We start from the raw sequence: 12,500 nt of genomic DNA on the forward strand, positions 1-12,500 counted from the left end.
CCGGGGCCGGCCTAGTTGGCATATCCCACGGCCGCCGGGCAATCCTCGCCGCGACCGGGGCTGGGCGACCGCAATCTGCCTGAACGGGCTGGTTTCCTGCCGGCGCACGCGCTGTTAAACCCGCCCGTGCAATGCCGCGCTTCCGCATCCGGGCCGGCGACAACCTGCGTCTTGCCGGCCATGAGCGGGCAGACCGATCCGAAATGGAGCGGGCAATGGCCGGCGAGAACGATCTGAACGACCGCGTCGAGGCGCTGGAAGTCCGCCTAGCTTATCAGGACGAGACGATCGAGGCGCTGAACCAGACCGTCACCGCGCAGTGGAAGCAGATCGACGCGCTGACCCGGCAGCTCGCTGCGCTGAGCGAACGGCTCGACCAGGCCGAGAGCAGCGCTGGCGCTCCGGCCAACGAACGCCCGCCTCATTATTGAGGGCAGGCAACCGGCCTCTCATATTGGTCATTCCGGGGCGCGCGAAGCGCGAACCCGGAATCTCGTCGTGACAACAACCTCGGGATTCCGGGTTCGCTCACTTCGTGAGCGCCCCGGAATGACGTCGGTGAGGCTGAGCGTTTGCTTGGTCTACGACGCCGCCTTCATGCCGAGGCGCTGGTCGCGGAGTTCGCGCTTCAGCACTTTGCCGATCGCGCTGCGCGGCAGCGACTCGACCAGCACCACCTCGGCGGGACGCTGGGTCTTGCCGACCTGACCGTTGGTCCAGGTCTTGAGCTCAGCCGGGTCGATGCTGCGGCCGGGCCGCGACGCCACGAACGCAACCGGGGTCTCGCCCCACTCTTCCGACGGCATGCCGACGACCGCGACTTCGAGAACGTCGGGATGCTTGGCAACCACGGCTTCGATATCGCTCGGATAGATGTTGAAGCCGCCCGAGATGATCATGTCCTTCTTGCGGTCCATCAGGGTGATGAAGCCGTCGGCATCGAACCGGCCGACGTCGCCGCTGCGTACCCAGAGGTTGCCGTCCTTGTCGGTCCAGAATACTTCGGCGGTCTTCTGCGGCTGATTGAGGTAGCCCTTCATGATGGTGTCGGAGCGGCCGACGATTTCACCGACCTCGCCATTGGGCAGGAAGTTGCCGTCCTCGTCGATCATCCGGATTTCATGACCGGGCCGCGGCTGGCCGACGGTGTGCAGCTTGTTCGGGAATTCGTGGGCGAGCAGCGTGCACGAGCCCCCGCCTTCGGTCATGCCGTAGTACTCGGTCAGACCGCCGGGCCAGCGCTTGAGGATGTCGGCCTTGAGCTCCGGCGCGAACGGCGCGGAGGTGCAGAACTTCATCTGGAAGGACGACAGGTCGTACTGACCGAACTCCGGCAGGGCCATGATCCGGCGATACTGCACCGGCACCAGCATCGCATGAGTGACGCGATACTTTTGCGCCAGCTCCAGGAAACCGCGGGCATCGAATTTCTTCATCAGCACCACAGTGCCGCCGCCCGCGAGCGTCGGATTGAAGCAGACCAGCGTCGTGTTCGAATAGAGCGGCGTCGACAGCAGCGTCACCGCGTCGGGGCCGTAACCGATCGGATCGAGCTTGCCGTATTGCGCCCAGCGCATCTGATGGCTGTGGACGATGCCCTTCGGCGTGCCGGTCGTGCCCGACGAGTAGATGATGTTGAACACCCATTCCGGATCGATCGTCACCGGCGCGGGCTTGCTACCTTCCGGCGCCAGCCAGCGGGTGAACGCTTCGCCGCTGGTGCCGTCGTCGAACGCCACGCGCTTCACCGCGGCATCGATCTCGGCGTCCTTCATCGCATTGGCGGCGAAGTCGTCGGTGAACAGAATCTTGGCGCCGGAGTCCCGCACCATCGCGGAGAAGTCCTTAGCGGTGGACGACGGCGCCAGCGGTGCGACCGCGATGCCGGCGCGCAGCGCGCCGAGGAAGGTCGCGGCATATTCGATCGAGGACAGCGCACAGATCGAGATCGTGTCGGTCGGCTTCAGGCCGTCGCGCTGCAAGGTCGCGGCGATGCGATCGATCAGCGCATCAAATTCCGCGTAGCGCAATTGCCGTTCCCCGTCGATCACTGCGATCCGGTCCGGGCGCGCCTGCGCGGTGCCGCGAACCAGGGCAGGAAGTGTGATGAAGTCGGGCATTTCGGTCTCCACGTTTCTTGGTTATCCAGTTCGACAAGTGCTCCGTCATTGCGAGAAGCGAACCGACGAAGCAATCCAGAAGTCCGTGTCCGGCACTCTCGAATGCTTCGCTTCGCCCGCAATGACACCGGAGAAGTCAGCTCGCGTCAGCGATCCAGCGCCTCGCCTTTCAACCACTTCGCGCCGCTGGCGTACAGCCGTTCGACGGCCTCGCCTTTCAGGCCCGGCATGTCGCGCTTGATCGGGTAGCCGAGGCCGCTCTGCAAGTAAGCGAGATGGCGATAGCCTTCCGGGAATTGCGCCAGCAGCGCGGGATCAAGCGCCAGCTTCGCGGCCGGATCGACCGGGTCGATGCGATCCTTCTCGTAGATCGGCTGGCGCAACACCAGGCCCCAACGGCCGTCGCGCTTTTCGAGGAAATCATAGAACCGGCCGGTGCAGACCACATCGACCACGACGTCATGCACGCTGGCACGCTGGGAGATCGTCATCTTGGTCTGCGAGATCGCACGGCTGCCGGCGAGGTCGATCGACTGGCCGCCGAGGAAGTGCAGGATCGACACGCCCTTGTCCCAGCCGGCCTTGCTCATCGCGATGAATTCGTCGGCGGTCCCTTGCGTCCAGGTCGCCATCATCCGGCCGTCGTCGAACCAGACCGTGCGGAAACGCTCCCAATCGCCGGCGTCCCGCCACACCACCCAGTTCTCGATCAGTTCGCGGATCGCGAGCCGATCGTGCCGCTCCTCGTCGTCCATGCCGTTTCCACCCTGCGTCTTGCGCGCGGGGCGCACTATACTGGCGGCACAGCCGCGCGTATCCGGCAAAAGTGGATGGCGGTTTTGCGAGGCGAGGCCGCGCAAGTGGCTTGACCGCGGCCCCGACGAAAATGCAGCTACCCGGCTAGCCGCGGGCCTCCGCCTGATCGTGCAGCACGGCGCTGAGCCGGCCCGGGTGGACCTCGATGGTGCGGTCGTAACTGATCAGGCCCAGTTTTCGGAACTTGTTCATGAAGTAGCTGACGCGCGACCGCGTGGTGCCGATCATCTCGGCCAGCGTCTCCTGGCTGATGTGCGGCGCGATCGGCTGCGGCTCGCTACCCTCCTCGAACTCGGCGAGGCGCAATAGCAGCCGGGCGAGCCGTTTCTCGCTGCAGTTGAGCAACTGATCGAGCAGATCCTCTTCGATGCGGCGATTGCGCAGCAGCAGATGCCGCACGAACAGTTCGGCGAAATCCGGCTGCGCCCGCAGCGTCTCGATCAGCCGCGCGCTGGCGATCGCGGCCACGACACAATCCTGCATCGCAATCGTGGTGGTGCTGCGGCTGACTTCGCCGACCAGACAGCCGTCACCGAAGAACTGCCCCGGCGACACCATGCCGGTCGCCGCTTCCTTGCCCTGCACCGACAGCACGACGACTTTGATCCGTCCCTGCAGCAGCAGGTACACGCTATCGGCGTTATCGCCCTGCGCATAAATCGTCTGGTTCTTGGCGAATTTGGCGATCGAGTGCCCCTGACCGAGCTTACGCAGCAGGTCGCGGGGATCGAAACCAGCCTCCGGCTTCATGGTCGCCTCCACGGGTCGACCGGCATTCGTTCGTGCCGATCAAAGGGCCGGGTAGATTAGACCGCACAGCGCTGAAATCGCTGGTAAATCGGCGTCCCTCGGAATGCTACGGGACCGCAGCACCCGAGTACGCGTGGCGTCGCGCTCAAACCACAGGTGTGGTGCGCTCGTCGTTCCAGGATAGCCCGAACTGATCCAGCCCTTCGGCGAGATAATCACCAAGCAGCGGCTCGCCGAGCAGATAGCGCGCGGTGCGCCCGTTGCGCCCCTCGGCGGCTTCGCGGCGGAGATCGTCCCACTCCTCGATGCTGCCGTCGCCGCGGCCGAGCCGCATCAGCGCCACCAGGTCGATCTGCTCTTCCTCGGTCATCGCACTGATGAAGCCGGCGATCTCTTGAACGACCGGGTCTTCGCCGGTGTCTTCGAGCACGTCCACCATGTTGTCGTCGGCGCCATTCGATCCGGAATCGGCATCGGCGTCGCCTTCCTTGACGTCGAATTCACGCGCCTTCTCGATCAGAAACGCGACCTTGTCGGTCGAAATCGCGAGCTCGGGCATCGTCTTTCCTCCGTCGTGGCGCGGGTTTCGCTCCCCGGCGCGCGCGAACTAACGCACTGCAGCGCGAGATGATCCATTGCGCCTCAAGCGCAAAACCCGCATGTTTGGGCAAAATACGAAAAGCCCGGGAGAAACGTGGGATGGTCTGGACCATCGGCAAGGTCAAAATCACAAAAATTGTCGAGATGGAGTTGACCGGAGGCACCCGGTTCATCCTGCCGCAAGCCACTCCCCAGGAAATTCAGGCCATGCCGTGGCTGATACCGCAGTTCGCCAGCCCTGAAGGCCGGCTGACGATGTCGGTGCACAGCTGGGTGGTGGAAACGCCGAGCCGCCGGATCCTGGTCGATACCTGCATCGGCAACGACAAGCAGGGTCGCGGCGTGCCGCACTGGAACGGCCTGGACAAGCCGTACCTGCAGGATCTGGCCAAAGCCGGCTATCCGGCGGACAGCATCGACACGGTGATCTGCACCCATCTGCACGTCGATCACGTCGGCTGGAACACCAAGCTGGTCGACGGCCAGTGGGTGCCAACCTTCCCCAACGCACGCTATCTGTTCGGCCGCATCGAATACGAGTACTGGAAGAAGCACTCCACCGACGCGGCGCACGCCGCGGTGTTCGCCGACTCGGTCGAGCCGGTGATCGCTGCCGGCGTCGTCGATCTGGTCGGCAGTGATGCCCAGATCGCCGATGAGATCACATTGATCCCGACGCCCGGCCACAGCCCCGGCCACGTCGCGCTGCACATTCGCTCCGACGGCGAAGAGGCGGTGCTGTCGGGCGACGTCGCGCATCATCCTTGCCAGATGGTGCGGCTGGACTGGTCGTCGAGCTTCGATTCCGACGGGCTGCAATCGATCGAAACGCGACGCCGCCTGTTCTCGCGCTTTGCCGATACGCCGACGCTGCTGTTCGGCGGGCATTTCGGTCCCGGCCGGATCATCCGCGACGGCGACGCTTTCCGTCTCGTGGCGCCGTCATGACAAAGCATGGCGACGCTGCGCATAGCGTGCCGGCGCGGCCATGTATTGAATTCAACTCACTACTGATCCATCACTTAGGCAGCCTGCAAAACTGCGGAGGACACGCGGGATGAAGCTTGTTCGTTATGGTGCTATCGGCCACGAGAAACCCGGCCTGATCGATAAAGACGGCCAGCTACGCGATCTGTCCGGGCAGATCGCCGACCTTGCAGGCGACGCGTTTTCGCCCGCAGGCCTTGCCAAACTCGCTGCGCTCGATGTCGCCGGACTTCCCGCCGTGCCCGGCAATCCGCGGCTCGGCTCGCCGGTCGGCGGAGCACCGAAATTCATCGCGATCGGGCTGAACTACGCCGACCACGCCGCCGAAGCCAACATGCCGATCCCGGCCGAGCCGATCGTGTTCATGAAAGCCAACAATTCGCTGTGCGGGCCGAACGACGATGTCGAGAAACCGCGCGGCTCGACCAAGCTCGATTGGGAAGTCGAGCTCGCGGTGATCATCGGCACCCGCGCCAAATATGTCAGCGAAGCCGACGCGCTCAACTACGTCGCGGGCTATGCGGTGTGCAACGACGTCTCCGAGCGCAACTTCCAGCTCGAGCGCGTCGGGCAATGGACCAAGGGCAAGTCACACGACACCTTCGGCCCGCTCGGCCCCTGGGTCGTCACCAGGGACGAGATTGCCGACGTGCACAAGCTCGGGATGTGGCTCGACGTCAACGGCAAGCGCTGCCAGACCGGCTCGACCGCGACCATGATCTTCAACGTGCCGAAGATCGTGTCGTATCTGTCGGAGCTGATGACGCTGATGCCCGGCGATATCATCACCACAGGCACGCCGCCCGGCGTCGGCATGGGCAAGAAGCCGCCGCAATTCCTCAATGTCGGCGACGTCGTCACCCTCGGCATCGAAGGTCTCGGCGAGCAGAAACAGACCATCGTGGCGGCGTAAGGATATCCACGCCGTCATTGCGAGCGAAGCGAAGCAATCCAGGGCTATTCGCGCGAGACTGGATTGCTTCGTCGCGGAGCCTGTGCCCGGACGGCGCGGAGCGCCGATCCGGGTGCTCCTCGCAATGACGGCGAAAACAAACAACGCTTCGTCCCTGAGGACCTTATCTGATGAAACTCACCTTCTCCCAGGCCTCGCCGTTCGCCCGCAAGGTGCGGATCGCGGCGATCGAACTCGGACTGATCGACCAAATCGAGTTCGTGTCGGCAACCGTGATTCCAGCGCAGGCCAACGAGCCGTATATGCGCGAGGTCAACCCGCTGAAGAAGCTGCCGGCGCTGATCCTCGACAATGGCGAGGTGATCGTCGACTCCTACGTGATCGCCGAATATCTCGACGACCTCGCAGGCGGCGGCAAGCTGATCCCGGCGTCTGGTCCGGAGCGCTGGCGGGTGAAGAGCGATCACTCGCTGCTGCAGGGCATGCTGGATTCGATGCTGCTGTGCCGCTACGAAAAGCTGGTGCGGCCGAAGGACCTGTTCTGGCAGGGCTGGTACGACGATCACTGGGCGCGGGCCTGGGCCGGCATGGCGCGGTTCGATCGCGACACCGCAATGCTGAACGGGCCGCTGACGATCGCCCAGATCGCGCTCACCTGCGTGCTCGGCTACGCCGACTTCCGCTTTCCGGATTGCGGCTGGCGCGCCGCCTATCCCAATCTCGATGCGTTTTTCCAGCGGATGTCGCAGCGCGAGTCGGTGAAGGTGTCGGCGCCGCCGGCAGCCTGAGCCGCAGCCCGCCTAGTCGAACAGGCTGGGCGTGTAGTTGACGGCGGCGCCCTCAATCGCCAGCAGCTTCAGCTTGGTGGTGACGCCGCCATTGGCCGAGAACCCGCCGGGTTTGTCCCCGGCGGCGAGCACGCGGTGGCACGGCACGATGATCGGACAGGGATTGCGCCCCAACGCCTGCCCGACCTCGCGCGACAGCTCGACGCCGCCGAGCTGCTTGGCGATGTCGCCATAGGTCAGCGTCTTGCCGGCCGGAATCCCGCGAGCGATGTCGTAGACCCGGCGCTGAAACGCTGAGGTGCCGTCGAGATCGAGCTGAATGCCGGCGAAATCGATCGCGGCTCCTTCCAGCAGAGCGACGATTCCATCGATCGCACACTGCACGTCGGCCGTCGGCGGCGCTTCGACGCTGTCGGGGTGACGCTGGGTGATGCGGGCGCAGGTCTGCGCTTCGGTCGGCTGCGGCAACTGCACCGCCACGATTCCGCGTGCGCCCCAAACGATGCCGCAGCGACCGATCGCTGTGTCGAACAGGGCATGGCTGTGCTGGGTCGTGGGCATCATAGCACCGAGATTACGCCCGCCGCGGCCGGCCGGCCACCCGATTTCAAGCCGCCGGGATGTGCTGCTCCAGACGTGTGGCGACCGTCGCCAGCAGCTTTTTCGGGTCCGCCGGCAGCACATGGGCGCGGGCCGGATCGAAATCGTAGGCGATATGATAGGCGTCGTGCTGATCCTGTGTCAGGAACCACAGCTCGGTGCGGGACGCCGCGGCGAACACGCCGCGCTCCAGCGCCAGCCGGATTCGCTGCCGCGGCGGCCAGGCCCACAGCCGGTCGCGCAGGATCGCCGCATCGTCGGCGACGTAATGAAAATCGGCGCCGGGCACCAGTTCGAACGACAGCAGCGCATCCGGTTGATGCGTGCGGCGGTGCTCGCGGACCGCGCGCGCGAAATTACGCGCCCGGCGGTGATTGGTGAGGCCGCGCGCCTTCACTTGAACGACCGTGATGCGGTCGAGCGGCTCGGGCGACGGGATCGTGGTGACGATGGTGACGTCGTGGCCGCGACTGGCGAGATGGCGCGCGATAGCGATGCAATCGCGTTCTTTGCCGCTCTGCTTTTCGAGTTGGAAGACCGCCAGCAAGATTTTCATGACGCGGCGGTTGGTTCGCGACCGGTCGGGGTGACTTGACCGGGGGCTTATAGCGCGCCGGATCGGCGCGGCGCAACATTTCGGCCGCCGGGCTGATCCCCGACGTCGGCATCAGCCGGTTTTGCCTTGAGCAGCACGCTGCATCCGCTTGTGCCGCCGGCGCGACAGATACAGCAGAACGCCGGTCACCCCGAACAATGGCATCGCCGCCGCCGCCAGCATGAACAACAACTGACCGGGCCAGCCGAAAATGCTGCCGCGGTGGATGTCGAGCACGCGCGCCAATACCTTTTCGCCAATCGTCTTGTCGGCATAGAGGTCAGCGGAGAGGATTTGGCCGGTCCGACCGTCGATTCGCAATTCGTCGTGCGCGCCGTCTCGGGCATCGGTCAGCCAGGCGCGGACCCGCACGGTGCCGTCGCGTCCGGACGGCAGCGTCAGCCGTGCAGCCTCAAACCTGTCGCCACGCTCGGCCACGAGTTTCGCCCAAACGCGATCCAGCGAAACCGCTGCGGACGGCGCCTCGGGACCGGCAGGACGGCTCGGACGCTGTGCCGTGACCGGCGATCGTGCCAGAAGCCAGGTCGCGGCCGACTTGTACCAGTCGAACGACCACCACAGGCCGGTCAGCGTCATGATCAAATAGAGCAGCAACACCCAGGTTCCGATCACGGCGTGCAGCGACCGGTGCAGTCCGCGGCCGCGCAACTGCCAGTGCGGTTTCAGCCAGACCTTGATGCTGCCGGGGCGATGCGGCCATCGCAGCACCAGCCCGGTGAGCAGCATGGCCAGCAATCCGAGCGCGGCAATCCCGGTGAGGGTCCGGCCGTAACCGTTGCCGTCGCCCGGCAGCAGCAGCCAGCGATGCAGCTTGCGGACCGTCGCAAAGAACGCGTCGGCGGCCGGATGGCCGAGACTGTCGCCGCTGTAGGGATCGACATAAAGCGGGGCGGGCCGAGTGTGATCCGGCTTGCGCGCGAACCGAACCTCGGCGGCCGAGGTCGCGCTGCGCGGCATCGTGATCGACGCGACCGGATCGCCGCCGGTCTGCAGTTTCGCGAGCAGCGCGTCCAGCGACATCCTTGATGCAGCGTGCGGTGCGAGCTGGACGCGGCCGGCATCCATCGCGCCGCGGATCTCGTCCTCGAAACTCATCACCGCGCCGGTCACCGCCACCACCACCAGCACCGCCGCAAGCACCAATCCGGCAACGGAATGGAGCTGCAGCAGGATGGGCTTGAGCGCCGGTGCCCGCATCGAACTAGAACTTGACCGTCGCGGCCAGCGAGAACCGCCGGGCGTCGCCGACCGCAACGTTCAGGGTGTTGACGGCCGATGGGTAGTACACGGTATCGAACACGTTCTTGACGTTGAACTGATAGGTCACCGGGAACGGACCTGTCCGGGTCTCGTAGCTGGCGAAGATGTCGGCCACGGTGTAGGCGGGCAGCACGAAGGAATTGGTGCTGTCGCCGGGCCGATCGCCGACATAACGCGGGCCGCCGCCGACGCGGAGCCGGCCGGGCAGCGCCGTACCGAAATCGTAGACCAGGAACAGCGATGCGGTGTTCATCGCGACGTTCTGCAGCCGCTTGCCGACCAGCGCCGGATCCTCGGTGACGATCGCGTCGGTGTAGCCATAGCTGGCGATCGTGCTCCAGTGGTCATCGAGCCGGCCGGTGACGTCGAATTCGACGCCGCGCGAACGGACCTTGCCGGCGGCGCGATATTCGTTGAGGCCGGTCGCGGCATTGAACTGCGACACCAGGACGTTCTTCTTGTCGATGTCGTACACCGCCAGCGTGCCGGACAGCCGCTTGTTGAGGTCGAACTTCAGGCCGGCTTCGTATTGCGTGCCTTCTTCGGGGGCGATGTTCGAACCGATGACGAGACCGCCGCTGTTCTGCAATGGCGCGATGGTCGAGGTCGGCTGCAGCGACTGGGTATAGCTGGCGTAGAGCGACACCTGGTCGTTCAGTTTCAGGATCGCGCCAGCCAGCGGCAGCAGCTTGCTGCCGTCGAGATCGGTGTTGGCGACGAATGACCGGCCGCGGCCGGCGAGCTGGTCGTATTCCATCCAGCGCAGGCCACCGACCAGTGAGAACCAGTTGGTGAGATGCAGGGTGTCCTGCAGGAACAGCGAGCGGGTCTCGAGCTGGTCGGTCTGATTGCTGTCGGTGGGCGACACCGTGGTGCCGGGCTGCACCAGGCCGTAGGTGGGGTTGTAGAAGTTGAAGTTCGGCGTCGCCTGGCGGATCAGATCCTGGCGATAGATCACGCGGCGCTGTGCGTCGCCGCCGATCAGCAGCTCGTTGCGGAAGTCGCCGAGCCAGACATTGCCCTGTAGATAGGACGTGCCGTAGCTGACATAGGCCATCGCGCCCTTGGTGCCGTCATTGCTGCGGCGCTCGACGCCGGTGCGGGCATCGACCGAGGTGATGCGGAGCTGGTTGGCGTCGTAAGTCTCGCTGTTGAAGCTGTAGGCGGCGGTGAGTTTCCAATTGTCGTCGAGCCGGTGCTCGATCGAGCCCTGCACCAGATCCGACTTGCCCCAGGTCCGGTTGAACGCCTCGTCGAGCCGGCGCGTCGCCGGGATCGCCAGCGGCGCGCCATTCACGAACGACGTGCCGCGATCGAACGGATAGCTGAACTCGCGATGCTCGTAGCCGAACTGAATGGTGGTGCGGTCGCCATACCAGGCGAGCGACGGCGCGATCAGCATCTCGCGATTGGCGCCGAAATTGCGCCAGTAGTCTTCATCGAGGCCCGAGCCGACGAACCGATAGGCGACGCCGCCATCGCCGATCGGGCCGGTAACGTCGACGATCGCATTGGCGCCGTTTTTGCCGCCGCCGAAGCTCGAGCCGATCACGGTGAGCGAGCCGTGCTGATACAACTCGGGCCGCTTGCTGATGGTGTTGACGATGCCGCCCGGCGTCTGGATGCCGTACAGCAGCGAGGCCGGGCCTTTCAGCACTTCGACGCTTTCGACGTCGGCGCCGAGCGCGCGGCCCTGCACCAGCGGCATGCCGTTGCGCATAATCGAGCCGTCGCGATTGTCGCCGAAGCCGCGGCGGATCACGGCGTCGAACGAGCCGGCCAGCGTGTTGGTCTGCGTGACACCGCTGACATTGGCGAGCGCGTCGTCGAGATTGCGCGGCAGCTGATCCTTCAGCACCTGCTCGGGCACGACGTTGACGGATTGCGAGCTATCGAGTGGCGAGGCGCCGCTGCGCAGCGTGGTCGGGCTCGGCATCGCGCGGTAGCCGAGCTTGGCTTCGTTCAGTTGGACGGCCGCAGCCGCTGCCCGCTCGGCCGGGCTCGGCGGCGCGGCGACCGGGGCACGGCGCGCCTGCCGTCTGATAGGGGCACGAGTGTTTCGCTGCGGCACCGGGGCAGACCGCGTCGCGACCGCACGACTTCTTGGCGCCTCGACGGTGACACTCGGCAACTGCTGCGACGGCGACTGCGCATCGGCAGTCTGCGGGACCAGCGCCGTCAAGCACACCGCGGAGCCGACAGCGACACGGACAGCAAGACCGCAGCAGGTGGTGAGGAGAGCCTGATGGGCTCGGCGGCGGGCGTCGGATCGGTCTGGCATAGCACTCTGTTGCACTGCAGCGGATGCGACCGCCTAGCAGAAGCGCCAGACCAAGAGAATGCGGGAGAGCTTGGAATCAGTCTAACGGCCAGCGGCGCCCGTCAGCGCACGCCTCAGCCACACGGCAACGCCGCCTCCCGGTTGAAAGGCGGCGTTTTCAGAAGCGACCGGAGTTCTCGATCGGCTAGTCGTCTTCTTCGAGCGCGGTCGACAGTGCGTCGTAGTTCTTGGTCACCAGATCGATATTGGTCTTGTTGGTGACGGCCGGACCGGGATTCTTCAGCGCGTCGTTCATGTCGGCCAGCGCCTGCTTCTTGTCTTCGGCCTTCATCTTGGTGTCGGCTTCGACGGCTGCGATCTGGTCCTTCAGCGCCGCGGCCGGACCGACATAGGTCTTGGTCTTCGGGTCCATGCCGGCCAGCACCATTCCGATCGCTTCGACGACGTCGCTGTACTCGTCGTAGGACGCGAAGCCATGCTTCTTGGCGGCATCATCGAGCTGCGCCAGAATCTTCGGATCAGGCTTGGTGTCCTGATCGTCCGGCAGCTTGGCCGCAATCGTGTCGACGTCCTTGTGGGCGGCGAGCACGCCCTGGATCTGCTTGTCGGTGAGCGTGATCTCCTTCATCGCCGGCTCGGCTGCGGACGGAGCAGACGGCGCCGCTTTGTTGGCCTGAGCAAACACGGGAGTGATCGACGTCGACGCCAGCGCGACGGCGATGACACCGGCGCCAAGCGCGACGACGACGGGACGAAGGGCAAAAGGCAT

At 65.2% G+C, this 12,500-nt stretch carries 13 protein-coding genes; 4 read left to right on the plus strand and 9 right to left on the minus strand.

All coding sequences use genetic code 11. The annotated features are described in order from the left end of the window. Nucleotides 1-215: 215 nt before the first annotated feature. Nucleotides 216-431, plus strand: a complete 216-nt coding sequence (locus tag DYI24_RS03075; RefSeq protein WP_011159954.1) for a SlyX family protein — start codon at nt 216-218, stop codon at nt 429-431. Between the two features lie 150 nt (nt 432-581). On the opposite strand, the gene DYI24_RS03080 is transcribed toward DYI24_RS03075, so the two are convergent. From DYI24_RS03080 to DYI24_RS03095, 4 genes are all read right to left on the minus strand, one after another. After that, nucleotides 582-2,120 carry a class I adenylate-forming enzyme family protein gene (locus DYI24_RS03080; protein ID WP_164571214.1) on the minus strand — a complete coding sequence of 513 codons (1,539 nt, stop codon included), beginning with the start codon at nt 2,118-2,120 and terminating at the stop codon, nt 582-584. A 146-nt stretch (nt 2,121-2,266) separates the two neighbouring features. Then, a complete protein-coding gene (locus DYI24_RS03085) occupies nt 2,267-2,875 on the minus strand; it encodes a nuclear transport factor 2 family protein (protein ID WP_164571215.1) in 609 nt (202 codons plus the stop codon). A 145-nt stretch (nt 2,876-3,020) separates the two neighbouring features. Continuing rightward, nucleotides 3,021-3,686, minus strand: a complete 666-nt coding sequence (locus tag DYI24_RS03090; RefSeq protein WP_164571216.1) for a Crp/Fnr family transcriptional regulator — start codon at nt 3,684-3,686, stop codon at nt 3,021-3,023. A gap of 145 nt (nt 3,687-3,831) precedes the next feature. Continuing rightward, nucleotides 3,832-4,245 (minus strand): DUF3775 domain-containing protein, encoded by a 414-nt coding sequence (locus tag DYI24_RS03095; RefSeq protein WP_107356944.1) that lies wholly within the window; start codon nt 4,243-4,245, stop codon nt 3,832-3,834. Nucleotides 4,246-4,385: 140 nt separating this feature from the next. Between DYI24_RS03095 and DYI24_RS03100 the strand changes: the two genes are divergently transcribed. From DYI24_RS03100 to DYI24_RS03110, 3 genes are all read left to right on the plus strand, one after another. Next, on the plus strand, nt 4,386-5,234 hold the full coding sequence (locus tag DYI24_RS03100) for an MBL fold metallo-hydrolase (protein ID WP_164571217.1): 849 nt from the start codon (nt 4,386-4,388) through the stop codon (nt 5,232-5,234). Between the two features lie 109 nt (nt 5,235-5,343). Continuing rightward, nucleotides 5,344-6,186 carry a fumarylacetoacetate hydrolase family protein gene (locus DYI24_RS03105; RefSeq protein WP_164571218.1) on the plus strand — a complete coding sequence of 281 codons (843 nt, stop codon included), beginning with the start codon at nt 5,344-5,346 and terminating at the stop codon, nt 6,184-6,186. 170 nt (nt 6,187-6,356) lie between these two features. Beyond that, complete coding sequence (locus tag DYI24_RS03110; RefSeq protein WP_164571219.1) at nt 6,357-6,974, plus strand: glutathione S-transferase family protein; 618 nt, start codon at nt 6,357-6,359, stop codon at nt 6,972-6,974. A gap of 12 nt (nt 6,975-6,986) precedes the next feature. On the opposite strand, the gene DYI24_RS03115 is transcribed toward DYI24_RS03110, so the two are convergent. From DYI24_RS03115 to DYI24_RS03135, 5 genes are all read right to left on the minus strand, one after another. Continuing rightward, a complete protein-coding gene (locus tag DYI24_RS03115) occupies nt 6,987-7,538 on the minus strand; it encodes a methylated-DNA--[protein]-cysteine S-methyltransferase (protein WP_164571220.1) in 552 nt (183 codons plus the stop codon). 43 nt (nt 7,539-7,581) lie between these two features. Continuing rightward, nucleotides 7,582-8,130, minus strand: a complete 549-nt coding sequence (locus tag DYI24_RS03120; RefSeq protein WP_164571221.1) for a glycosyltransferase — start codon at nt 8,128-8,130, stop codon at nt 7,582-7,584. A gap of 111 nt (nt 8,131-8,241) precedes the next feature. Continuing rightward, nucleotides 8,242-9,387, minus strand: a complete 1,146-nt coding sequence (locus DYI24_RS03125) for a PepSY-associated TM helix domain-containing protein (protein ID WP_164571222.1) — start codon at nt 9,385-9,387, stop codon at nt 8,242-8,244. Nucleotides 9,388-9,391: 4 nt separating this feature from the next. Continuing rightward, a complete protein-coding gene (locus DYI24_RS03130) occupies nt 9,392-11,731 on the minus strand; it encodes a TonB-dependent siderophore receptor (RefSeq protein WP_164571223.1) in 2,340 nt (779 codons plus the stop codon). A 184-nt stretch (nt 11,732-11,915) separates the two neighbouring features. Continuing rightward, nucleotides 11,916-12,500 (minus strand): hypothetical protein, encoded by a 585-nt coding sequence (locus tag DYI24_RS03135; RefSeq protein WP_164571224.1) that lies wholly within the window; start codon nt 12,498-12,500, stop codon nt 11,916-11,918.

Source organism: Rhodopseudomonas sp. BR0C11, from assembly GCF_010820945.1.
Taxonomy (GTDB): Bacteria; Pseudomonadota; Alphaproteobacteria; order Rhizobiales; family Xanthobacteraceae; genus Rhodopseudomonas; species Rhodopseudomonas palustris_H.